A 23,604-nucleotide genomic window follows, 5' to 3' on the forward strand; every position below is an offset into this window, starting at 1 on the left:
ACAACTCGGGAGACGCCGGGGTTCCGGCTTATCGCGGGGCGATGTGCGCGACCAGCAGCTGCACGGTCTCATTACCGCGGAACTCGTTCAGATCGAGCTTGTAGGCCAGCTCCACCCAGCGGATATTCGGGTTCGGCCAGATGTCGCGATCCACGCTGAAGGCGATGCCGTCGAGCTTCACGCTGCCGCATTCGGTCTTGAGCACCATCTTGAGGTGCCGCTCGCCTACGACACGTTGCTCGACCAGCTGGAAGACGCCGTGGAACAGCGGCTCGGGAAAATGCTGCCCCCAAGGGCCGGCGTTGCGCAGTGCGCGGGCCAGCTCCAGATGAAACTCTTCGACCGCCAGCGAACCGTCCGACAGCAGGCGCCCGGTCAGGTCTTCCTCGCACAACTGGCGACGTACTTCCTGATCGAAGGCCTCGGCAAAGGCCGGGAAATTCTCTTGCGGCAACGACAAGCCGGCAGCCATCGCGTGGCCGCCGAACTTGCTGATCAGCTCGGGATGTTGCGCCGCGACAGCATCCAGGGCGTCACGAATATGAAAGCCGGGCACCGAACGTGCCGACCCCTTGAGCACGCCCTCCCCTGCGCTGGCGAAGGCGATGGTCGGGCGGTGATAGCGCTCCTTGAGGCGTGAAGCCAGGATGCCGATCACGCCTTGATGCCATTCGGCGTCGAACAGGCACAGGCCGAACGGCATGGACTCCACCGGCAAATCCTTGAGCTGGGCCAGCGCCTCGCGCTGCATGCCCTGCTCGATGGACTTGCGGTCCTGATTCAGTTCGTCCAGCTGCACCGCCATTTCCCGCGCCAGCAGCGGGTCGTCGCACAGCAGGCACTCGATGCCCAGGCTCATGTCGTCCAGCCGACCGGCCGCGTTAAGCCGTGGCCCGAGAATGAACCCCAGGTCGGTGGACGTAATGCGCGACGGCTCGCGCCGCGCCACTTCGAGAATCGCACGCAGGCCCGGGCGAGCGCGACCGGCGCGAATACGCATCAAACCCTGATGTACAAGAATGCGGTTGTTGGCATCCAGCGGCACGACGTCGGCGACACTGCCCAGCGCCACCAGGTCCAGCAGCTCGCCCAGATTCGGCTGGGCACGCTGGTTACGCTCGAACCAGCCGGTGTCCCGCAGCCGTGCGCGCAGGGCCATCAGCACATAGAAAATCACACCGACGCCGGCCAGCGACTTGCTCGGGAAGGTGCAGCCTGGCTGGTTCGGATTGACGATGGCATCGGCCGCCGGCAACTCATGACCCGGCAAGTGGTGATCGGTGACGAGCACGCTCAAACCGGCCGCCTTGGCCGCGGCCACGCCTTCGACGCTGGAAATGCCGTTATCCACGGTTATCAGCAACTGCGGCTCGCGCTGCAACGCCACTTCGACGATTTCCGGGGTCAGCCCGTAGCCGTACTCGAAGCGGTTCGGCACCAGATAATCGACATGCTCGGCACCCAGCAGACGCAGGCCCAGCACCCCGACGGTGCTGGCCGTTGCGCCGTCGGCATCGAAGTCGCCGACGATCAGCATGCGCTGGCGCTGTTCAAGGGCCGTCACCAGCAGATCCACCGCGGCATCGATGCCCTTGAGTTGCTGATAAGGAATCAGCCGCGCCAGGCTCTTGTCCAGCTCGGCCTCGCTGGCCACGCCTCTGGCGGCGTACAGACGGGTGAGCAACGGCGGCAGATCGCCAAGCAAAGGCAGGGTGTCAGGCAACAGACGAGGTTCGATGCGCATGCGGTTTTACAGATTCTCTGTCGAAGCGTTGAAAAGTGATGACCGGAAGCGGCGCCGTATCAACCGCGCTCGCCTACCAGCCATTCCAGCTGAACTTCATGCTGGCCGCGGTCGTCGGTCACGAACACGGTGCCCTCGCTGATCATCACGTCCCATTTGATGACCCGCGGCATGTCCTTGGCCAGGACTTCGAGAATCTCCTGAGGCACGGCGGCGATGTGCACGTTCTTCAGGTTGCGCGCGCCGGGCACCACCTTGCCTTCCCAGACACGCAGGCTGCCGTAGGCCAGCAGGCTGGTGCGCTCGGTACGACGCGAACACCAGGTCAGTCGGTCGGCGTCCGGCTGGCCGACTTCGATCCAGTGCAGCACGCGGTCGTCCAGGCTTTTCTCCCACAGAGCGGGCTCGTCAACGTCCGACAGACCGCGCCCGAACGATAGCTGCTCGTTGTAGAAGAGTGCATAGGCCAGCAGACGCACGGTCATGCGCTCTTCGGTTTCCGAGGGGTGGCGGGCGATGGTCTGCTTGACGCTTTCATAAACCCCACGATCGAGATCGGTAAGGTTGAGTTCGAATTTGTAAGTCGTGGACGGCTGGGCCATGAACGGGCTCTGGAATGCGGAAAGTCAGCCAGTCTAACCGATGCGCGCGTGGCGAACGACCTCGCCGGTCGTGCCGCACCGCAAAGAGCTTGACCGGCGCCGGGAGCGAACGGTATTTGTAGCCGCTTGCGTCGCGGTGAACGGTAGAATTCACCGGCCTGATGCGCCTGCCTGCGGGCATTCGATGCTCGATGACTCAAGGGATGAACACCAGCGAATGCCTTTTCATATCCTGCAAGCCACGCGTTCCACGCGAATCCGCTGGTTGCCGATCCTGCTGCTGTGCGCGCTGCCAGGCGGCCTTCAAGCCAGGGAAACCCTCAACTGGCTGCTGCGCGACCTGCCTCCGTCGACCATCTTCGCCGGTCCGCTGCAAGGGCAAGGCGCGATAGACCGACTCATGCCCCTGCTGATCGAGCGCATGCCCGAGTACGACCATGTGCTGATGAGGGTCAATCGTGCGCGCAGCTCGCAGATGCTGAAAGAACACCCGTTGAGTTGTGATCCGACCTCACTCTGGACCGCCGAGCGCGCCAAGAGCATCGCCTTTTCGATTCCGGTCTTCGTCCTGCCCAGCAGTGGGCTGATCGTGCGCAAGGCCGACATGCAACGCTTCACTGCGCTGATCGACGAAGGCCGGATCGACCTTCAGCGGTTGCTGAATACGCCGGGTGTCAAGGTCGGCGTGGTGGCGCAGCGCAGTTATGGTGTGGTGGTCGACCAGGCTCTGCGGCAGAGCCCGCCCGAAGCGCTGAACCTGCATTACGGCAACGAAGCGGTGGGCAGCCTGTTACAAATGGAACGTCTCGGGCGCTTGCAGGCGCTGATCGGTTTCTGGCTGGAGATCCGCTATCAGGCCCAGCAACAGGACATGAATCTGGACGAGTTGGCGTTCGTGCCGGTCAAGGGTAACGCGCAGTACCAATACGCCCACATCGGCTGTTCCGACACCCCGCAAGGGCGGCGGGCCATTCAGATCATCAATCGGGAAATGCGCGTGCTGCGCGAAAGCAGCCTGATGGGCGCCTACGCCCAATGGCTCGACCCGGCCGAGCGTGCCGGTTACCTGGCACAGGCCAAGGCGTATTTCGCCAGCCATTGAGGCACCAGGTCGAGGGGGTCTGCATAGGCCGCGCCTGAAAAAAAGAAACCCCGGGCAGTGGGGAGCCTGCTCGGGGTCAACAGGACGCTATAGGTCCGTACGGCGGGCCATCGATCATCGGAGCACAACGATCGAGCCTGCCGTAATCATAGGAGCGCCCGGTGCGGGCAAAGGTTCCAGGCCGTCAGACAAAAGCAGGAGCGGCGACGAAAGCCTGGCCCACTGCGGCATGACGCATGGCAGCGATCACGCAAGGTTCGATACGGCCTTCGGCAACCATCAGATCCCGGTGCAGGCCATCGACCACATCGGTCAACTGGCGTTTGTCGCGCAATTGATCGGCGGTAAAGCTGCGCTCGATCACAACGGCACCGGCTGCATCTTTCAGGGTCACCAGACGTTCGCCCCGAGGCCCCTGCGGCCCAAGACTGGCTTGATACGGAGCCAGCGCTTCGCTTAGCAGTAAGCTGATATTTTCCATCTAGATCACCACTCAACAGTTTGAATGCAAAGGTGCTTATCAATGACCGTGGCTTCATGCATAAAGTTCTCTGCACAACGCGATCGGGCACCGGTTCCTGACTCCGAGGATGCCTGCGCAATGTGACAGGCAGAAAACCGCCTGGGAAGTCCGGTGACTCGATCATCTCGGGGCTATCGCCGCACTCTGCCCTGCGCTGCGTTACACGAAGCGTAGGAATCTTCATCAATAACCTTCGCCAATTCCTACGAATATTCTCCAGACGCTGCTTCTGGCTAAACAGCAGCGCCGGATGCCATTACCATGTGGCAACCTTCGATGGAGCAATACCGTGAGCGGAACACTCGATCGCCCTCTGCGCGTCATTCTGGCGGACGACCATCCCATCTTCCTGATCGGCCTGCGTGTGGTGATAGAACACGGCGACGCTGCGCACGTGGTGGCCCAGGCGAGCAACCCGGATGAGCTGTTGCAGGCGTTGCGGGATCATCCCTGCGATGTGCTGGTCACCGACTTCATGATGCCGGCCGCGCAGCAAAGCGATGGCCTGCGCCTGCTGGAACGCATCGGCCGCGACTTTCCGGACCTGCCGGTGATCGTGGTGACCACGTTGAGCAACGCCGGGCTGTTTCAGGCGATGCTGGAGTTGAATGTTCGTGGCTTGCTGAGCAAGGCCAGCGTGGCCAGCGAGCTGCCGGCGGCGATCGAAGGCGTGTGCAGCAGGCGCGTGTTCATCGCCGATTCCGTGCAGCGGGTCTTGCTTGATGCACAGGACCACGGCAGCGATCAACTGCTGGCGCCGCAGCAGTTGTCACCCCGGGAACTGGAAGTGGTGCGCCTGCTTGCGGCGGGCAAGACGGTGGGCGAAATTGCCGGGCAGTTGAGTCGCAGCAAACAGACGGTCAGCAGCCAGAAAGTCAGCGCCATGCGCAAACTGGGCCTGGCCAACGAAGCGGCACTGTTCATTTACCTGCAGGAGCACGGATTGTCCTGAGCCAACGTGTGCCGCAGGACCGGGCGCCCGGCATCGGGCACGCGCTCGGCCAGCCAGCGTGTCAGGTTTTCCTCGGACATCGGGCGGGCGATGAAATACCCTTGCAGGGTCGGCGCGTCGAGGGTCATCACGCTGTGAAAATCATCGAGAGTCTCCACGCCCTCGACCACCACGTCCAGTGCCAGGCGGCGCGCCATGAGCATGGCTCCGGCGACCACTGCCGCCTTGCGAGGATCGTCACCCATACCGCGCACGAACTCGGCGGGTATCTTCAATTCGCTGAACGGCATCTGCAGCAGGCGCTGGATGTTCGATGCTCCGGTGCCGAAATCATCGATTGATACTTTGCAGCCCTGCAAGCGCAGTCGCAGCAATTCTTCCAGCTGAAGATGGCCTGGATCGGCAGCGGCCTGTTCGACGATTTCCAGAGTCAGCACGCTGGCCGGCAGCTCATGTTCGACCAGCCGCACCAGAACCTGCTCGGCGAACCCCGGCAGTTCCAGCATCTGCGGAGCGATGTTGACGGCCACGGGCATGGGCTCGCCGTGGCGCTGCATCATGGTCGCGGAAAAGGTCAGGGCCTGGTCCAGCACCCGCCAGGTCAAGGGTTCGATCAGCCCATGGCGCTCGACGATCGACATGAAACGCCCCGGCGCCAGCAGTCCCAGCAGCGGGTGCTGCCAGCGCACCAGCGCTTCGACACCCACCACATCGCCGCCCAGATTCACCTTGGGCTGATAATGGACCGTCCATTGCTCGGTCAGGGCCGCCAGGTCGGGTTGGCTACCGGCATCGGTCGTCAGCAACTGCTCGCGGGTCAGCGGCAGCCAGGGCTGCGATTGATCAGGCTCATCTTCCTGACGGGTGTGCCACAGCCCTTTGGCGAGCAGATCACCCAGCACGCTGGCCGATAACGGCTTCTGCAGGCAACCCAGGACTTCCAGCCCCTGGCTTTGCGCCAGTCGCCCGACAGCCTCGATCACGCTGTCGGCAGCACTGCTGAGCACCAACAGCCCACGGGCTTGTCGGGTCTGCGCCAGGTAACGAATGAATTCCAGGCCGTCCGGACCATCCATCTGCAGATCACAGATCGCGATGTCGACACTTCCCCGATTGCACAAGGCGCGTTTGGCGGCGTCGACGCTGTCGGCAGTCAATACATCAAATACCTGATTGGCGTTGAGCATCTGATGCAGCGCCATCAGCTGGAATGGATTGTCTTCGAGGATCAGAACTTTGAGTGAGCGCACGATCTTGCCTATCGAGTGACAGCCGTCCGGCTGAGTGGCGCGCACTCTAGCCAACCGCGCAGCACAGCCCCATAGGACAAGTCCGAAACGCGCGAAGCGATTATCGCTGCAGCTGGCGCCGAGGCGTGTGGTGCAGGTGCGGTTCGATGTCGGCCAGCAGGTCGGCGATGGCCGACGCCAGCACAGCCCAGTGCCGGGCGAGCGTGGCCTGGGCTTCCTGCCCGACACAGCCGGCCAGCGCGGCGCATGCCTTGGCCAGCGGCACGGCATCCACCAGGCAGGCGGCACCCTTGAGGCGATGCAATGCGGCGCCGAGCGTGGCCCAGTCCACCTCATCGACGGCAGCCTGTAACGTGTCCCGCTCGTCACCCAGGTTTTTCCACAGTTCGGTCAGCAAGCGCTGCATCTGCTCTTCGTTGGCCTGGGTCATACGCCGCAGGGTGCGAATATCGAACAGGCGCTCGCGGACCAGCGCGTCCAGTTCATTGGCCAGGCGTTCCAGCGACAGGGGTTTGATCAGCAAGCCATCCATCCCGGCACGCCGGCAGCGATCCCCTTCGTCGCTCATGGCGTTGGCCGTGCAGCCGATGACCGGGCAGTGCTCGCGCATCTCCTGCGCCTCGATCCCGCGGATGGCTTGGGTCAAGGCGTAGCCGGTGACGCCGGGCATGTTGCAGTCGGTGATCACCGCATCGAAATCCTGTTCACGCCAGGCCTGCAATGCCGCCTCGCCGCTGTCCACGGGATGCACCTGATGGCCGAGGAACTCCAGTTGCCGGGTCAGCACCAGACGGTTGGCGGACAGATCGTCGACCACCAGCAACCGCAGGCTTCGCACCCCCGCCGTCGGTTGCTTGAGCGGATCCTCGCGGGATGGGCTGCGGGTGACCCGTGCCAGCGTCAGCACGATGACCACTTCCGTGCCTTGGCCCGGCTCGCTGAGCAGGCTGAGTTCGCCTTTCATCAGTTCCACCAGTTGCCGCGAGATGCTCAGGCCCAGCCCGGTTCCCCCATAGCGCGCAGCGGTGCTGTCGCTGGCCTGGGTGAACGGCTGGAACACCTGCTGCTGGCGATCCGGTTCGATCCCGCTGCCGGTGTCGCGCACACTCAATCGCAACCGCGATGTCTCGTCAGCCCGTTCGATGACAGCAACGCTCAGGGTCACAGAGCCGCGTTCGGTGAACTTCATCGCGTTGCCCAGCAGGTTGTGCAACACCTGGCGCAAGCGCATGGCATCCAGCCAATAGTTGCCGGCTGCCTGCTCATCGAAATCCAGGCGCAGGCCCAGACCCTTTTCCTGCGCCTGGGCCGAGAACAGCTCGACGACTTCCTCCAGCAGGTCGCGCAGCGGCGTCACGGCCAGCGCCAGTTGCATGCCGCCCGCTTCGATCCTGGCCAGATCCAGGCTGTCGCCGATCAGGGCGACCAACTGCTGCGCCGACCTGTGCGCCACCTGCAAGCCATGGGGCGGTGTCTTGCCGTCTTGCAGTGCCTGCGCGCATTCAAGCTCCAGCAGGCCGATGATGGCGCCCATGGGAGTGCGGATTTCATGACTCATACTGGCCAGAAAGGCACTCTTGGCTTCGTTGGCCTGATCGGCATCATGCAACGCCTGCTCCAACTGCATTTCCAGGTGCTTGCGCTCAGTGATATCGACCCATCCGCCAAGCAGTCCCTGTAACTGGCCGTCGGCGGCAAAAAACGGCACGGTCCATTGCCAGGCATCGAGTCGCTTGCCGTTCAGTTCCATGGTGCGGTCGGCGAATACCGGACGCTCGTCGTCCAGCAGCCTCAGGTAGTCGGCATGCATCTGTTCGGCGACCGGCCGGGGGATGACGTCGACATCGGTCAAACGCCGCCCTTGCATCTGCGCGAAGCTGACCCCGAAGCTTTCTTCGTAGCTGCGATTGCAGGAAATCAGCCGGCCCTGCAGGTCGCGTACATAGATGGGCGTCGGCATGCCATCGAGTAGCGCGCGCTTGAATGCGAGCTGGTCGTTAAGCTGCTGCTCGGCCTTCAACCGCTGGCGAATCTGCACCTTGAGGCGGCTGCTCCACACCAGCGACACCAACCCGACCAGCAAGGCCAGCGCCACCACCCAAATGGCCCACGGCGGGATTCGGCTCCACAGCGACGGTTGCGGCAGCACCGCTCCCAACCATTTCATGCGGATGGAGCGCATCTCCGCCACGGGGAACTCTTCCAGCGCCTTGTTCAGGATGCTCAGCAATTCGGGCTGGGATTTGACCACCGAAAACCGGTCCGGCGACCATTTGCCGTCCACGCTGCGTCCCACTTTCAAGCCGCCCGACGGATACAGATAGGCGCCCGTCTCGTTCTGGATCGTGGCGTCGGCTTCACCGCTTTCCACCAACCGGCGCGCATCGTCGTAAGTGGCGACCTGGCGCAGTCGTATCTGCGGGTATTCACGCCGGATCGATTCTTCCAGTGCATGTTTGGCCGGCAACGCCAACACCTTGCCGCGCAGGGTGCTCAACGACACCCTGGAGGTGTCGTCGGCCCGCACCACGAACACCCAACTGTTACCGCCGAACGAGTAGGTGAAATCCAGAAACTCGCGGCGCTCTGCGTTTTCGGCAAGGGTGGTGTTCATCACCCCTTCCCCGCTGCGCAACATGTTCAGGGACGCTTCGGTGGACTGCGCCTCCGTATAGGTGAACCGCAGGCCGGTCATGCGCGAGATGCGTGACACGATGTCGACGTTCAGGCCGACCCAGTGGCCGTTCCGGTCCTTGTAAATGTAGGGCGGTTGCTGGGTCGTCACGATGGTTACCGCCGGGCGCCGACGCAGCCAGGCCCGCTCACCGCCCGAAAGCATCAGCCGCTGGCCGACCACATCGGCTCCCAGGCCGATGGTCCAGCGCGCCATGACCTCGCGACGCACCGAAGCATCCAGACCCGCCAGCGCCTGATCGATCAGGCCCAGCAGACGCTGCTCGTCGTTACGCACGGCAAAGGCAAAGCCCACCGGCGGCAGTGCGCTTTCCGACTTGATCTGCAAACCCAGGTAAGGACGCAAGGCAATGTAGGAGCGTACGATCACCTCGTTGCCGATGAAGGCATCTACCTCGCCCTGACTGAGCGCTTCCATTGCACTGTGCAGGTTCGGCGCGATGATCACTTCGCTGTTGGGGTAGACGCTGTGGACCACCGATGAATCGGCGTAGCCGTCGAGCAAGACAACCTTCTTGTCCGTCAGCCTGGACAGGATGCTCTGATCGTCGCCACGACCGACCACCACCGAGCGATCGGGCATGTACTCGGTGGAATACGCCAGGCCCGTGACGCCGCGCTCGAAACCATTGGCGCTGGTCAGAATGTCGATGCCACCGTCACGCAGCGCGGAGATGCCTTCTTCCCGCCTGATGTAGCCCACCACCTGCATCGGCATGTTCAGCGCGTCACCGATCAGGCTCAGGTAATCGGCGCTGATGCCCTGGTAGCGATTGCGGTCACTGGTGATGTCGATCGGTTCGTAGTCGGCGATGGCGATGCCGACCCGCAGGACCTTGCGCTCATCGAGCCATCGGCGATCGGCCTGATCCAGCTCAAGGTCGGGAAGCGAGATGAAGGGAGCGCCCAGTTTGAAGGGCAGATTGTATGCCGCCCAAGCCTGCTGAGTGATGCACAGCAGCAGTAGCAGCCATGTCGCACGCCATGCCTTTTCCATCGTCAAAGTGCTGGTCTTCCTGACACCGTCCTGCGTGCTTACCTGCTTCACAACCACTGACCCACTCGTATGAAATGTCACGCCCGAAGTGTGGCACGCCAGAACGGGAAGGCCCGCCAAGTGGCGGGCCTAAAGTTGTTACACAACGATTCTGTCAGAGCGGTTTGCCGCGATTTCCGTGCTGGCTGACGAAGGCCTGGATGGCTTTCAGGTCATTGGGCAGCACAGTGCAGCGCTCATCACGCTCGAACAGATCGGCCAGGTGGACCGGCAGTTCCAGCGCCTTGCCGACGCCTGCCTTGAGAACCGCTTCCGGAAACTTGACCGGATGCGCGGTGCCCAGCACCACCATCGGTGTGTCCAGACTGCGGCGGCATTCCCGCGCAGCCTTGACGCCGATGGCGGTGTGCGGATCGAGCAGCTCGCCGGTTTTCGCGAACACATCGGCAATGGTTTCGCAGGTCTGCTCGTCGCTGACCGCCAGGGAATCGAACAGCTTGCGGGTTTCGGTCCAGCGATCTTCCTCGACGCTGAAACCGCCGCCCTGGCGGAAGGTATCCATCAGCCCGGCGATGGCGGCGCCATTGCGACCGTGCATGTCGAACAGCAAACGCTCGAAGTTGGATGACACCATGATGTCCATGGACGGCGACAGGGTGGCGTGCAGGGTTTCCTTGACGTACTGGTTGCCGCTCATGAAGCGGTGCAGGATGTCATTGCGATTGGTCGCCACGACCAGCTGGCTGATCGGCAGGCCCATGTTGCGCGCCAGGTAGCCGGCGAAAATGTCGCCGAAGTTGCCGGTCGGCACGGAGAACGCTACGGAGCGTGCCGGGCCACCGAGCTGCAGCGAGGCATGGAAGTAGTAGACGATCTGGGCCATGATCCGCGCCCAGTTGATCGAATTGACCGCAACCAGACGCGTGCCTTTCAGGAAGCCCTGGTCAGCGAAGCTGGCCTTGACCATTTCCTGGCAGTCGTCGAAGTTGCCTTCCACCGCGATGTTGTGGATGTTGTCGCCGAAGATGGTGGTCATCTGGCGGCGTTGAACGTCCGACACTCGATTGTTGGGGTGCAGGATGAAGATGTCGACGTTGTCGCAACGACGGCAGCCTTCGATGGCCGCCGAGCCGGTGTCACCGGAGGTTGCGCCAATGATCACCACGCGCTCGCCGCGCTTTTCCAGCACGTAGTCGAGCAGGCGACCGAGCAGTTGCAGCGCAAAATCCTTGAACGCCAGGGTCGGGCCGTGGAACAGCTCCATCACCCATTCATTACCGCCCAGCTGGCGCAGTGGCGCCACCGAGCTGTGGGTGAACACACCATAGGTTTCTTCGAGGATTTTCTTGAAGTCGGCGTCGGGAATGCTGCCGGTGACGAACGGGCGCATCACCCGGAACGCCAGCTCGTGATACGGCAAGCCGGCCCAGGACGCGATCTCTTCCTGGGTGAAGCGTGGCAGGTTTTCCGGGACATACAGGCCGCCATCGCTGGCCAGGCCGGTCAGCAGCACGTCTTCGAAATTCAATGCAGGCGCTTGGCCGCGGGTACTGATATAGCGCATTTTCTTCAAACCTTTGGGCTGTGGTTTGAGCTTCAAGTGACAAGCTGCAGGCTGCAAGTCAGAGCGGATGGGGCTTCTGACTTGCCGCTTGCGGCTTACCGCTTGCAGCTAATCGATTAATTCAGGTGTTCCACGCGGATGCGCACAACCGGGCCAACCACGTCCTGCAAGGCCTCCAGGGCCGTGATCGCGTCGTTGATGCGTTGCTCGACCACGCGGTGCGTCAACAGGATCATCGGCACCAGACCGTCCTGTTCCTCGACTTCCTTCTGCATGATCGACTCTATGTTGATACCGCGCTCGGACAGGATACTCGCCACCTGGGCCAGCACGCCCGGGTGGTCCTTGGCCTGAATGCGCAGGTAGTACGCGCTTTCGCAGGCTTCGATCGGCAGGATCGGGTGCGCGGACAGCGAATCGGGCTGGAAAGCCAGGTGAGGCACGCGGTTTTCCGGATCGGAGGTCATGGCGCGAACCACGTCCACCAGGTCGGCGACCACCGACGAAGCGGTCGGCTCCATGCCGGCACCGGCGCCGTAGAACAGGGTCGAACCGGACGCATCACCGTTGACCATGACCGCATTCATCACGCCATTGACGTTGGCGATCAGGCGGTCGGCCGGGATCAGCGTCGGGTGAACCCGCAACTCGATACCCTTGTCGGTGCTGCGCGCCACGCCCAGGTGCTTGATGCGGTAGCCCAGCGCTTCGGCGTAGTTCACGTCGGCGGTGGTCAGCCTGGTGATGCCTTCGGTGTAGGCTTTGTCGAACTGCAGCGGAATACCGAACGCAATGGAAGCCAGGATCGTCAGCTTGTGCGCGGCATCGATGCCTTCGACGTCGAAGGTCGGATCGGCCTCGGCGTAGCCCAGCGCCTGGGCTTCGGCCAGCACGTCCGGGAAGGTCCGGCCCTTCTCACGCATTTCGGTAAGGATGAAGTTGCCGGTGCCGTTGATGATCCCGGCTACCCAGTTGATGCGGTTGGCCGACAGCCCCTCGCGAATCGCCTTGATGACCGGAATGCCACCTGCGACCGCCGCCTCGAACGCCACGATCACGCCCTTCTCCCGCGCTCGGGCGAAGATCTCGTTGCCGTGTACGGCGATCAGCGCCTTGTTGGCGGTCACGACATGCTTGCCGTTGTCGATGGCCATGAGCACCAGCTCACGGGCGACGGTGTAGCCACCGATCAGCTCGACGACGATGTCGATCTCGGGGTTGGTCGCCACGGCGAAGACGTCCGCGGTGGTCGGGGTACCGGTAATCTGGCAGTTGGGGTTTGGCGTACGAACGGCAATCTGCGCGACTTCAATTCCGCGCCCTGCACGACGGGCAATCTCTTCGGCGTTACGCTGAAGCACGTTGAAGGTACCGCCACCGACAGTACCCAGCCCACAAATGCCTACTTTGACCGGTTTCACTGATGTACTCCCCGTAAAACGGCCGACCCTGGATCGACCGTGAAAACAGCCGCACGTCTGCGTGCGACAACGAATGTCGTTACTTGGCGCCGAGCGCGAGCCTGGCGACCTGAGCGGCCGGCTGGTAGCCGGGGATCAACTGGCCATCGGCGAGGATGATCGCCGGCGTGCCGTTGACGCCCATGGACTGGCCCATTTCAAATTGCTTGCTGACCGGGTTCTCGCACTTGGCCGCCTTGATTTCCTTGCCGTCGGTCATGCTGTCCATGGCCGCCTTGCGGTCCTTGGAGCACCATACCGCCTGCAACTGCTGATCGCCTGCCGAACCCAGTCCCTGGCGCGGGAATGCCAGGTAGCGGACTTCGATACCCATCTTGTTCAGTTGGGCGACTTCCTCGTGCAGCTTGTGGCAGTACGGGCAGGTCGTGTCGGTGAAGACGGTGATGTGCGACTTGGTTTCGCCCACCGCCGGATAGACCACCATCTCACCCGCCGGAATGGCGTTGATGGTCTTGGAAATGGCCTGGCGTTCGGTCTTCTCGGTCAGATTGACCGGCTTGCCGTCCTGAATCTGGAACAGGTAGCCCTGCATGACGAACTGGCCGTCGGCACTGGCGTACAGGACGCGGCCGCCCTTGAGCTTGACTTCGTACAGGTTGTTGAGCGGACTGGCGGCAATGCTTTCGACCGGCACTTCAAGCTGAAGCGATTCAAGGGTCTTGCGGATGGCTTGTTCAGGCGCCGCTGCGGCCAGGGCCAAGGTACTGAAGGTGCCGGCCAGCGCGACGATGGCAGCGGCGAAAATCTGGGGCAAACGCATGGAAACTCCTATAGCGGCGGACAGACCGGCAATGATCAGGACGAAGGATGCCGGTCTCGATCTGCGAAACCGGCAAAGCCTATCACATAAGCCCTGTAACACCGACCCGGAGTGACGTAAGACTCGGCGCAATTTACGATGGAAATCAGCCGCGCGGATGGTGTCTGGCGTGCATTTCCTGCAACCGGGCGCGGGCGACATGGGTGTAGATCTGAGTGGTCGACAGATCACTGTGGCCCAACAGCATCTGCACCACGCGAAGATCCGCGCCGTGATTGAGCAGATGGGTGGCGAATGCATGCCGCAGGGTATGCGGCGACAACGCCTTGCCGATACCGGCGACCGCCGCCTGATGCTTGATCCGGTGCCAGAACGTCTGGCGGGTCATCTGCTCGCCGCGCAGGCTGGGGAACAGCACATCACTGGGCCTGCCGCCCAACAGCTCGTCCCGGGCACCGCGTAGATAGCGCTCAACCCAGACGATGGCCTCCTCGCCCATGGGCACCAGCCGCTCCTTGCTGCCCTTGCCCATCACCCGCAGCACACCCTGGCGCAGATTGACCTGTTCCAGGGTGAGGCTGATCAGTTCGGTCACCCGCAGGCCGCACGCGTACAGCACTTCCAGCATGGCGCGATCACGCTCGCCGATAGGCTCGCTCAGATCGGGCGCGGCCAACAATGCCTCGACATCCTCCTCCGACAATGACTTGGGCAGCGGCTTGCCCAGTTGCGGCATGTCGATCTGCAAGGTCGGGTCGACCGCGATCAGCTTTTCGCGCAACAGATAGCGGTAGAAACCCCGCGCACCGGAGAGAAAGCGCGCCGTGGAGCGCGGCTTGTAGGCCTGATCCACACGCCAGGCCAGATGATCGAGTATCGCGTCGCGACCGGCGTCAGCCAGGTCCACGTTGCGCTCCTGCAACCAGCCGTGAAAGAGCGCCAGGTCGCTGCGGTAGGCGTCACGCGTGTTATCGGACAAACCCTTTTCCAGCCAGAGTGCATCCAGAAAGCGGTCTATCAGAGGGTGGTCGATGGCAGGCATGGTTACTCGGTTCGGGTCACAGCGGGGAATCAATCATCAAACAGCAGGCAATAAAAAAGCAGCCCTCAGGCTGCTTTTTTTGCATCGAAAAACTGTATCAGGACAGTTTTTCCTTGATGCGAGCTGCTTTACCGGACAGGTCACGCAGGTAGTACAGCTTGGCCTTGCGAACGTCACCGCGACGCTTCACAGCCAGGCTGTCGATTTGCGGGCTGTAGGTCTGGAAAGTACGCTCAACGCCAACGCCGTTGGAGATTTTGCGAACAGTGAACGCACTGTTCACGCCACGGTTACGCTTGGCGATTACAACACCTTCAAAGGCTTGCAGACGAGCGCGGTCGCCTTCCTTTACTTTTACCTGAACGACAACGGTGTCGCCCGGGGCAAAGGTAGGGATCTCTTTGGTCATCTGCTCTGCTTCGAGGGCAAGAATGATTTTGTTAGTCATGCTGGTGCTCCTAAGGCAATCCGTATGGATCAACCATCGATACGTTAACTATCGTCCCGCTCGCGGATGTATTCCGCCAGCAGCTTCTTCTCTTCTCCAGAAAGCGAGCGGCTTTCCAGAAGATCAGCGCGTCGTTCGTAGGTCCGCCCAAGGGACTGCTGCAAACGCCAACGCCGGATGTGCGCGTGATTGCCACTTAGCAACACGTCGGGAACACGCTGATCCGCATACACCTCAGGTCGGGTGTAGTGCGGGCAATCCAGCAGACCGTCCGTGAAGGAATCTTCCTCCGCGGAGTCCACATGCCCTAAAGCTCCAGGCAGCAGTCGCGTAACCGCGTCAATCAGCACCATTGCCGGCAGCTCGCCGCCAGACAATACATAGTCACCAATCGACCACTCTTCATCGACATGAGCATCAATAAAACGCTCGTCAATGCCTTCATAACGACCGGCAATGAGGATAATCGCTTCCTCTTTCGCCAGTTCGCGTACCGCCGACTGATCCAGCCTGCGGCCTTGTGGCGACAGGTAAATCACCTTCGCCGCATCCCCTGCCGCCTGCCTGGCCTGAACCAGAGCATCTTCAAGGGGCTTGATCTTCATCACCATGCCCGGACCACCGCCAAATGGGCGATCATCCACAGTGTGATGGCGATCAGTGGTGTAATCCCGCGGATTCCAACAGGTAAGCTGCATCAGCCCCTGTTTCACCGCACGGCTGGTAATGCCGTATTCACTGATGGCGGAGAACATCTCCGGGAACAAACTGATGACTTCTATGCGTAGGCTGGCCATGGCATTCAGAAGTCCGCATCCCAATCCACCTTCATCTCGCCGGCTTCCAGGTCGACTACCAACACGCATTGCTCCGTATAGGGCAACAGGCGTTCGCGATCATCCAGGCTACCCGCGCAGGGCTTTACAACCATTACATCGTTCGAACCGGTTTCGAGCAGGTGATCGATCTTCCCGAGCAATTGCCCGAGTTGGTCAATGACCTTGAGGCCTTCAAGCTGGTACCAGTAGTACTCGCCATCGTCCAGATCAGGGAACAGGTTGCGCGGCACGCAGATTTCGTAACCGGACAGAAGACGCGCTTCTTCACGATCATCGAGACCTTTGAGCTTTGCGACCAGGAACTTGCTCTGCGAGCGTCCGCTGACCAGCTCCACCTGTTTGTCGACACTGCCCTCGCGCCGAAGCGTCCAGGTTTTGTAGTCCAACAGGTTTCCAATCGGATCGGTAAAGGAAAAGACCTTTACTTCGCCGCGAACGCCATGAACCGAGTAAATCTTGCCAATGACGATCAGATCGTCGGCAGATGCTGGCGTCGCGCTCATAAGACTCAGGCCGCGGCCTTAGCCTTGTTGTGCTCTTTGAGCAGCTGGGCAACGCGCTCGGAAGTCTGAGCACCAACGCTCAACCAGTAGTTGACGCGCTCTTCGTTCACGGACAGACGGATTTCCTGACCACGAGCAACCGGGTTGAAGAAACCAACCTGTTCCTTGTGGGAACCGTCACGAGCGTTACGGCTGTCGGTAACGGTCAGGTGGTAAAACGGGCGCTTTTTGGAGCCGCCCAGGGCAAGACGAATAGTTAGCATTGAACATCGTTCCTGTAGTCGGTGCTGCAAATCTAAGATGCACAGCGGGCATAGGTGCCCGAAAGGCCGCATATTCTAAGGAATATCCCGCCTTTTGCAAATGACTTTTTCCGGCGACCGCCGGCGTGCCATCAGATTTGCAAGGAAGCTGTCATTTCGACAGCAAGTGGAGACCCGCAGAACGCGGGTTTAGCGCAGGTTGCCCTGCGCAAGGGTCGCGCGCGGAAAGCCCGCACGCCACGCAATCACATCTTCGGCATGCCGCCGCCGGGGAGCATTCCACCCATGCCGCGCATCATTTTTGCCATGCCACCCTTGGTGGAGAACTTCTTCATCATTTTCTGCATCTGCTTGTGCTGCTTGATCAGACGCCCGATATCCTGCACCTGGGTGCCCGAGCCCATGGCGATGCGGCGCTTGCGCGAACCGCTGATCAGCTCCGGGTCGCGACGTTCGGCAGGGGTCATGGAGTTGATGATCGCTTCCATCTGCTTGAACTGCTTCTCGGCAGCGCCCTGAGCGTTACCCATTTGCGACAGGTTGACGCCCCCGATGCTCGGCAGCTTGTCCATGAGGCCGCCAAGGCCGCCCATGTTCTTCATCTGTTGCAGCTGGTCGCGGAAGTCTTCGAGGTCGAAGCCTTTGCCCTTCTTGAGCTTTTTCGCCAGCTTGTCGGCTTTTTCCTTGTCGAGGGTCTGCTCGGCCTGCTCGATGAGGCTGAGCACGTCGCCCATGCCCAGGATGCGCGACGCGATACGATCCGGGTGGAATGGCTCCAGCGCCTCGCTCTTCTCGCCCATGCCGATGAACTTGATCGGCTTGCCGGTGATGGCACGGACCGACAGTGCGGCACCGCCACGGGCATCACCGTCGACCTTGGTGAGGATCACGCCGGTCAACGGCAGCGCATCGCCGAAGGCCTTGGCGGTATTGGCGGCATCCTGACCGGTCATGGCGTCGACCACGAACAGCGTCTCGGCCGGCTTGACCTCGGCATGCAGCGCCTGGATCTCGGTCATCATCTCGGCGTCGATGTGCAGACGACCGGCGGTGTCGACGATCACCACATCGATGAACTTGAGCTTCGCTTCTTTAATAGCAGCGCGGGCAATGTCGACCGGCTTCTGGCTGATATCGGAGGCGAAGAACGTCACACCGATATCGTTGGCCAGGGTTTCGAGCTGCTTGATGGCGGCCGGACGGTAGACGTCGACCGATACCACCATCACGGTTTTCTTCTTGCGCTCCTTGAGGAAGCGCGCCAGCTTGCCGGCGGTGGTGGTCTTACCCGCGCCCTGCAGACCGGCCATGAGCACGACCGCCGGCGGCGTGACATTCAGCACCAGGTCTTCGTTGGCGGCGCCCATCAGGCTTTCGAGTTCGGCCTGGACGATCTTCACGAACGCCTGGCCCGGCGTCAGGCTGCGCGACACCTCGGTGCCGACCGCACGTTCCTTGACGTTATTGACGAAGTCCTTGACCACCGGCAAAGCGACGTCGGCTTCAAGCAAAGCCATGCGCACTTCGCGCAGGGTGTCTTTGATGTTGTCCTCGTTCAGCTTCGCCTTGCCAGTCACATGGCGCAGCGTCTGCGAGAGGCGGTCTGTCAGGTTTTCAAACATGCGCGATCCTTTCAGGCTCTGGTAGAACCCCGGTTGGTGCGGCCCGGCCCGCAATAAAATGGCGCTCGACGAGCCTGCGGCTTGAGCAGGTCGCGGATTATAGCGAAGACTCCGCGGTACGGACACCACGCTGACTGCTTCTGTGGTCTTTCGTGGAATGTCGGTTCTATGCCAAACTCAGCGTCTTTTCAGGCCCGTTCATCAGGATCTATGTTCCCTTTGCCACCCAGCCTGCTTCCCAGCCTCGCCGCCGCCAGTCTCTATGCCGCTGCGACCGTCTATCAGGGCGTCCGCCTGAGCCAGCCCGCCAAACCCGACAAGCGGCTGCTTTGTCTGCTTGGTGCGCTGGCGGTCATCGCCCACGCCGTGGGGCTTTTCTCGCAACTGGCGCGCCCCGCCGGCCTTGGCCTGGACTTCTTCAACTCGGCCAGCCTGATCGCCGTATCGGTGATTGTCGTGACACTGATCGCCACGGCCCGCATCCCGGTGGAAAATCTGCTGGTGCTGCTGTTCCCCCTCGGCGCCATCACCGCCCTGCTGGCGCAGTTCGTGCCCAGCGGTACGGTGCAGCCGATCATGGAAGAGCCCGGCATTCTCAGCCATATCCTGCTGTCGCTGCTAGCCTATGGCATGTTCACCATCGCGGTGTTCCAGGCCTTGCTGCTGCTGGTGCAGGATCACCAGCTCAAGCACAAGCATCCTTCAGGACTGATCAAGAATTTCCCGCCGCTGCAAACCATGGAAAGCCTGCTGTTCGGGTTTCTCTGGGCCGGCTGGATCCTGTTGTCGCTGTCGTTGCTGTCCGGCTGGCTGTTCGTCGAGAACCTGTTCGCCCAGCACCTGGTACACAAGACCCTGCTGGCCTGCCTGGCGTGGGTGGTGTTCAGCGTGCTGCTGTGGGGGCGCAATCGCCTCGGCTGGCGCGGGCACAAGGCCATCCGCTGGACCCTGGGCGGTTTCTGCCTGCTGATGCTGGCCTATTTCGGCAGCAAGCTGGTACGCGAATTCATCCTGCATATTTAACGGGCTTCGATCATGGATAACCTGCCCATCGGCCCGCTGCTCGGTGTGCTGACCCTGCTGATACTCTGGTCGGGGCTGTTCAGGGCGGTGGAAATCGCCCACGCCCAGGTCAAGGTGCTGCGCGCCGGCCGCCACCCCCAGGAAGCCGCCACCTTCCCCGAACTGAGTTTCGAGCCTCGCTGCCTGGTCCTGGCCACCACGCTGGTCACGGTGCTGATCACGGTGATCGCGACCCTGGTGGCCATCGATTACTGGCTGTACAACGGCCCGACCCTGGCCTGGGTCGGCAGCGCCGCGATCCTGCTGGTGTTCGTCGAGTACCTCCCACGACGCCTGGCCACCCGTTACCCCGAAGCAACCCTGATGCTCGGCAACACCATCCTGCGCCTGCCGATGAAACTGCTCTGGCCGCTGGCCTGGGCACTGGACTCGGTCGCCAAGGGCTTGCTGCGACCGTTCCTGCCCGGCAAGTCGGCCTCGCCAGACCACGACCCTGTCGACCATCCGCAACCGCACACTGACGGTGTCAACGAATATCACCCGCGCGCCAACGTACTGTCCGGCATCCAGGCGCTGGACAGCATCACGGTCAATGACATCCTGATCCCGCGCAGTGAAGTGGACGGCGTCAATCTGGACGATCCCATCGCGCTGATCATCGATCGCCTGATCGTTTCGCGCCATACCCGGCTGCCGGTCTACCACAACGATATCAATCAGGTGCAGGGCATCCTCAACACCCGCGACATCAGCCATCTGCTGCCGCGCGGCGAGCTGACCAAGGAACAATTGCTCGCGGTCTGCTACGAACCCTACTTCGTCCCGGAAAGCACGCCTCTGCAACTGCAACTGCTCAATTTCCACAAGCAACAGCGGCGCCTTGGCGTGGTGGTGGATGAATACGGCGAAGTGCTGGGAATCGTGACCCTGGAAGACATCCTCGAAGAAATCGTCGGCGAATTCGAGAGCGAACAGGCGCTGGATAATCCGCATATCACCCGCCAGGAAGATGGCCGCCTTGAAGTCGAGGGCGCGGCGTCGATCCGCGACCTGAACAAATGCCTGGGCTGGCGCCTGCCTTCGGATGGCCCCAAGACCCTGAACGGGCTGGTCACCGAAGCCCTGGAGACCATTCCCGAGGCGCCGGTATGCCTGAAGATCGGACCGTACCGCCTGGAAATCCTGGAAACCGAAGACAACCGCGTCAAGCGTGTGCTGATGTGGCAGAACGCTTCGAACCTGGTTTTCAACTGACCCCACGCACGCCACCGGCCTCTTGTGGTGGCGGCCGATGCGTTCCTATACTTCGCAGGCTTACCCAGCCCAGCCATCACGCGTGCTACCCGCACCGAGCGTAGGTGGCCGGTCAGCCTGAAGCCCCGTTTCTCCCGACCGGCGCGCCTTATCCCCAGCGACGCCGTCGTCTTTGCCCTACCGGGCTATCCTGCTCAGTGCTGCACTCCCGGACACAATCACAATAACGAGGCCTTGCCGCGTCATGCGACGCCGAGCAAGCAGACAGGGAAAATCCGCATGACGAGCACATCTACCTTTCGCGATCAAGACGACGAACAGGCCCCACCCGCCAATTCCGCGACACGCGTCGCCACCGCCAGCTTCATCGGCACCGCCATCGAGTTCTACGACTTCTACGTCTATGCCACGGCGGCCGCTCTGGTGATCGGGCCGGTGTTCTTTCCACAGACGTCCGGCACCGCACAGATGCTGTCGGCGTTCCTGACCTTCGGTATCGCCTTTCTCGCACGCCCGCTGGGCTCGGCGCTGTTCGGCCACTTCGGTGACCGCATCGGCCGCAAGTCCACACTGGTGGCGTCGCTACTGCTGATGGGCGTCTGCACCACGCTGATCGGCGTGTTGCCGGGTTACGCCACCATCGGTGCCTGGGCACCCATCTTGTTATGCGTGTTGCGCTTCGGCCAAGGGTTGGGGCTGGGCGGCGAATGGGGCGGCGCTGCACTGCTGGCCACCGAGAATGCGCCCAAGGGCAAGCGCGCCTGGTTCGGCATGTTCCCGCAGCTTGGGCCTTCCATTGGCTTTCTGGCCGCCAACGGCCTGTTCCTGACCCTGGCCCTGACGCTGGATGACGAACAGTTCCGCTCATGGGGCTGGCGCATTCCGTTCCTGCTCAGTGCGGCGCTGGTCATGGTCGGGCTGTACGTGCGGCTGAAGCTGGAAGAGACGCCCGTGTTCGCCAAAGCCATCGCCCGCCAGGAACGGGTCAAGATGCCCATCGTCGAAACGTTCAGCCAGCACTGGCGGCCGATGCTGCTGGGGGCCGCTTCGATGGTGGTCTGCTATGCGCTGTTCTACATCTCGACGGTGTTTTCCCTCAGCTACGGGGTGTCGACGCTGGGTTACAGCCGCGAGACGTTCCTGGGACTGCTGTGCTTTGCGGTGTTGTTCATGGCCGCAGCCACGCCCCTGGCGGCATTGGCCAGCGACCGCTACGGACGCAAGCCGGTGCTGATTGCCGGCGGCGTGTTGGCGATCCTGTCGGGGTTTCTCATGGAACCGTTGCTGACCCACGGCTCGACCTGGGGCGTGGCGCTGTTCCTGTGCATCGAGCTGTTCCTGATGGGCGTGACCTTCGCACCGATGGGCGCACTGCTGCCGGAGCTGTTTCCCACGCATGTGCGCTACACCGGCGCGTCTGCTGCCTACAACCTGGGCGGAATCGTCGGCGCGTCGGTGGCTCCATTCTTCGCGCAGAAACTGGTGGCGATGGGGGGCTTGAGCTGGGTCGGCGGGTACGTGTCGGCAGCGGCACTGCTCAGCGTGCTGGCAGTGCTGTGCCTGAAGGAAACGCGGGATGAGGATTTGAGTCAGGTGGGTTAAGCGATACCCCTTCGCCGGCAAGACGGATCGCCGCCCGCTGGCGAAGGTTGAACAGTGCTTTACAGCGTGACTTTCACTGCCTGCGATGCGCGGGTTGCCTTGGCGCGGGCGGCTTCGACGGACTCGTCGCGAGCCAGGGCTACGCCCATGCGGCGCTGGCCGTTGACTTCCGGCTTGCCGAACAACCGCAGGGCCGTGTCAGGCTCTGCCAGCGCGGCGCCCAGGTTGCCGAATGCAGTCTGCGTGGACTGGCCTTCGACCAGAATCACCGCTGAAGCCGACGGACCAAACTGGCGGATCAACGGAACCGGCAGGCCAAGAATCGCCCGGGCGTGCAGTGCGAACTGCGACAAGTCCTGGGAAATCAGGGTCACCAGACCGGTGTCATGCGGGCGCGGCGATACTTCGCTGAACCACACCTGATCGCCCTTGATGAACAGCTCGACGCCGAACATGCCGCGACCACCCAATGCTTCGGTCACCGCCTTGGCAACGCGCTCGGATTCCGCCAGTGCTGCCGGGCTCATGGCCTGTGGCTGCCAGGATTCCTGATAGTCGCCCTTCTCCTGACGATGGCCGACCGGCGCGCAGAAGGTCGTACCGCCAGCGTGGCGGACGGTCAGCAAGGTGATCTCGTAGTCAAAATCGATGAAGCCTTCGACGATGACCCGGCCCTTGCCGGCGCGACCGCCTTCCTGAGCGTAATCCCACGCCTTTTGCACATCGGCGGTGCTCTTGAGCAGGCTCTGGCCCTTGCCCGATGAACTCATGACCGGCTTGACCACGCAGGGGAAGCCCAGGTCTTCAACGGCCTTGCTGTAGGCCTCGAAGGTGTCGGCGAAGAAGTACGGCGAGGTGGGCAGGTTCAGCTCTTCAGCCGCCAGGCGGCGAATGCCTTCGCGGTTCATGGTCAGTTGCGCGGCACGTGCGGTCGGGATGACGGTGAAGCCTTCGGCTTCCAGCTCGACCAGCGTGGTGGTGGCGATGGCTTCGATTTCCGGGACGATATAGTCCGGCTTCTCGGCCTCGATGACGGCACGCAGCGCGGCGCCGTCGAGCATGTTGATCACGTGGCTGCGGTGCGCAACCTGCATGGCCGGTGCGTTGGCGTAGCGGTCAACAGCGATCACTTCGACGCCCAGGCGTTGCAGCTCGATCACGACTTCCTTGCCCAGCTCGCCGCTGCCGCAGAACAGTACGCGAGTCGCGGTGGGCGACAGTGGAGTTCCGATTTGAGTCATCTCAGGTCCTCGTGGAGCAGATATCGAGGGCAGCTCGCCGTATGCGAGCGACCGCTGTGGAGAAAAGCGCGCAATTTACCACGAACCCCCGGCGTGCG

At 62.1% G+C, this 23,604-nt stretch carries 20 protein-coding genes; 5 read left to right on the plus strand and 15 right to left on the minus strand.

From position 1 onward, the window contains the following. Positions 1-28: 28 nt before the first annotated feature. Positions 29-1,744, minus strand: coding sequence for a single-stranded-DNA-specific exonuclease RecJ (recJ, locus tag EGJ27_RS09185; protein ID WP_125830414.1), 1,716 nt, complete (start codon positions 1,742-1,744; stop codon positions 29-31). Between the two features lie 59 nt (positions 1,745-1,803). Beyond that, positions 1,804-2,346, minus strand: a complete 543-nt coding sequence (locus EGJ27_RS09190) for a YaeQ family protein (RefSeq protein WP_125830415.1) — start codon at positions 2,344-2,346, stop codon at positions 1,804-1,806. 217 nt (positions 2,347-2,563) lie between these two features. On the opposite strand from EGJ27_RS09190, the gene EGJ27_RS09195 reads away from it, so the two are divergent. Continuing rightward, positions 2,564-3,448 carry a TIGR02285 family protein gene (locus tag EGJ27_RS09195; protein ID WP_125830416.1) on the plus strand — a complete coding sequence of 295 codons (885 nt, stop codon included), beginning with the start codon at positions 2,564-2,566 and terminating at the stop codon, positions 3,446-3,448. Positions 3,449-3,632: 184 nt separating this feature from the next. Here the strand turns inward: EGJ27_RS09195 and EGJ27_RS09200 are convergent, their stop codons facing one another. Continuing rightward, the gene (locus EGJ27_RS09200) at positions 3,633-3,929 is read right to left on the minus strand and encodes a DUF3509 domain-containing protein (protein WP_125830417.1); all 297 of its coding nucleotides are present in this window, start codon (positions 3,927-3,929) and stop codon (positions 3,633-3,635) included. A gap of 331 nt (positions 3,930-4,260) precedes the next feature. On the opposite strand from EGJ27_RS09200, the gene EGJ27_RS09205 reads away from it, so the two are divergent. Then, the gene (locus tag EGJ27_RS09205) at positions 4,261-4,923 is read left to right on the plus strand and encodes a response regulator transcription factor (RefSeq protein ID WP_125830418.1); all 663 of its coding nucleotides are present in this window, start codon (positions 4,261-4,263) and stop codon (positions 4,921-4,923) included. On the opposite strand, the gene EGJ27_RS09210 is transcribed toward EGJ27_RS09205, so the two are convergent. The 11 genes from EGJ27_RS09210 to ffh all read right to left on the minus strand — a co-directional run bounded on the left by EGJ27_RS09210 (position 4,896) and on the right by ffh (position 18,386). Beyond that, a complete protein-coding gene (locus tag EGJ27_RS09210; protein ID WP_125830419.1) occupies positions 4,896-6,173 on the minus strand; it encodes an EAL domain-containing protein in 1,278 nt (425 codons plus the stop codon). The two genes, EGJ27_RS09205 and EGJ27_RS09210, sit on opposite strands and share 28 nt — an antisense overlap. 100 nt (positions 6,174-6,273) lie before the next feature. Continuing rightward, positions 6,274-9,864 (minus strand): ATP-binding protein, encoded by a 3,591-nt coding sequence (locus EGJ27_RS09215; RefSeq protein WP_125830420.1) that lies wholly within the window; start codon positions 9,862-9,864, stop codon positions 6,274-6,276. A gap of 154 nt (positions 9,865-10,018) precedes the next feature. After that, entirely contained in the window at positions 10,019-11,428 is a 1,410-nt protein-coding gene (thrC, locus tag EGJ27_RS09220) for a threonine synthase (protein WP_125830421.1), read from the minus strand. A 116-nt stretch (positions 11,429-11,544) separates the two neighbouring features. Then, on the minus strand, positions 11,545-12,849 hold the full coding sequence (locus tag EGJ27_RS09225; RefSeq protein WP_125830422.1) for a homoserine dehydrogenase: 1,305 nt from the start codon (positions 12,847-12,849) through the stop codon (positions 11,545-11,547). 79 nt (positions 12,850-12,928) lie between these two features. Continuing rightward, a complete protein-coding gene (dsbC, locus tag EGJ27_RS09230; protein WP_125830423.1) occupies positions 12,929-13,669 on the minus strand; it encodes a bifunctional protein-disulfide isomerase/oxidoreductase DsbC in 741 nt (246 codons plus the stop codon). A 145-nt stretch (positions 13,670-13,814) separates the two neighbouring features. Then, positions 13,815-14,711, minus strand: a complete 897-nt coding sequence (gene xerD, locus EGJ27_RS09235; protein WP_125830424.1) for a site-specific tyrosine recombinase XerD — start codon at positions 14,709-14,711, stop codon at positions 13,815-13,817. A gap of 97 nt (positions 14,712-14,808) precedes the next feature. Continuing rightward, positions 14,809-15,159, minus strand: coding sequence for a 50S ribosomal protein L19 (gene rplS / locus EGJ27_RS09240; protein WP_027902605.1), 351 nt, complete (start codon positions 15,157-15,159; stop codon positions 14,809-14,811). 44 nt (positions 15,160-15,203) lie between these two features. After that, positions 15,204-15,956, minus strand: a complete 753-nt coding sequence (gene trmD, locus EGJ27_RS09245) for a tRNA (guanosine(37)-N1)-methyltransferase TrmD (protein WP_125830425.1) — start codon at positions 15,954-15,956, stop codon at positions 15,204-15,206. A gap of 5 nt (positions 15,957-15,961) precedes the next feature. Then, a complete protein-coding gene (gene rimM, locus EGJ27_RS09250; protein ID WP_125830426.1) occupies positions 15,962-16,501 on the minus strand; it encodes a ribosome maturation factor RimM in 540 nt (179 codons plus the stop codon). A gap of 5 nt (positions 16,502-16,506) precedes the next feature. Next, the gene (gene rpsP, locus EGJ27_RS09255) at positions 16,507-16,764 is read right to left on the minus strand and encodes a 30S ribosomal protein S16 (protein ID WP_024685933.1); all 258 of its coding nucleotides are present in this window, start codon (positions 16,762-16,764) and stop codon (positions 16,507-16,509) included. Between the two features lie 245 nt (positions 16,765-17,009). Further along, the gene (gene ffh / locus EGJ27_RS09260; RefSeq protein ID WP_125830427.1) at positions 17,010-18,386 is read right to left on the minus strand and encodes a signal recognition particle protein; all 1,377 of its coding nucleotides are present in this window, start codon (positions 18,384-18,386) and stop codon (positions 17,010-17,012) included. A 210-nt stretch (positions 18,387-18,596) separates the two neighbouring features. Here ffh and EGJ27_RS09265 point away from each other — a divergent pair, with 210 nt between their 5' ends. The 3 genes from EGJ27_RS09265 (at position 18,597) to EGJ27_RS09275 (ending at position 22,265) form a co-directional block, all read left to right on the plus strand. Continuing rightward, the gene (locus EGJ27_RS09265) at positions 18,597-19,409 is read left to right on the plus strand and encodes an inner membrane protein YpjD (protein ID WP_125830428.1); all 813 of its coding nucleotides are present in this window, start codon (positions 18,597-18,599) and stop codon (positions 19,407-19,409) included. A gap of 12 nt (positions 19,410-19,421) precedes the next feature. After that, positions 19,422-20,663, plus strand: coding sequence for a transporter associated domain-containing protein (locus EGJ27_RS09270; protein WP_125830429.1), 1,242 nt, complete (start codon positions 19,422-19,424; stop codon positions 20,661-20,663). A gap of 279 nt (positions 20,664-20,942) precedes the next feature. Further along, entirely contained in the window at positions 20,943-22,265 is a 1,323-nt protein-coding gene (locus EGJ27_RS09275) for an MFS transporter (RefSeq protein ID WP_125830430.1), read from the plus strand. A 59-nt stretch (positions 22,266-22,324) separates the two neighbouring features. Here EGJ27_RS09275 and purT read toward each other — a convergent pair whose 3' ends face one another. Then, the gene (gene purT, locus EGJ27_RS09280; protein ID WP_125830431.1) at positions 22,325-23,506 is read right to left on the minus strand and encodes a formate-dependent phosphoribosylglycinamide formyltransferase; all 1,182 of its coding nucleotides are present in this window, start codon (positions 23,504-23,506) and stop codon (positions 22,325-22,327) included. Positions 23,507-23,604 lie beyond the last annotated feature (98 nt).

Source organism: Pseudomonas sp. v388 (assembly GCF_003935425.1).
In the GTDB taxonomy this organism is placed as follows: Bacteria; Pseudomonadota; Gammaproteobacteria; order Pseudomonadales; family Pseudomonadaceae; genus Aquipseudomonas.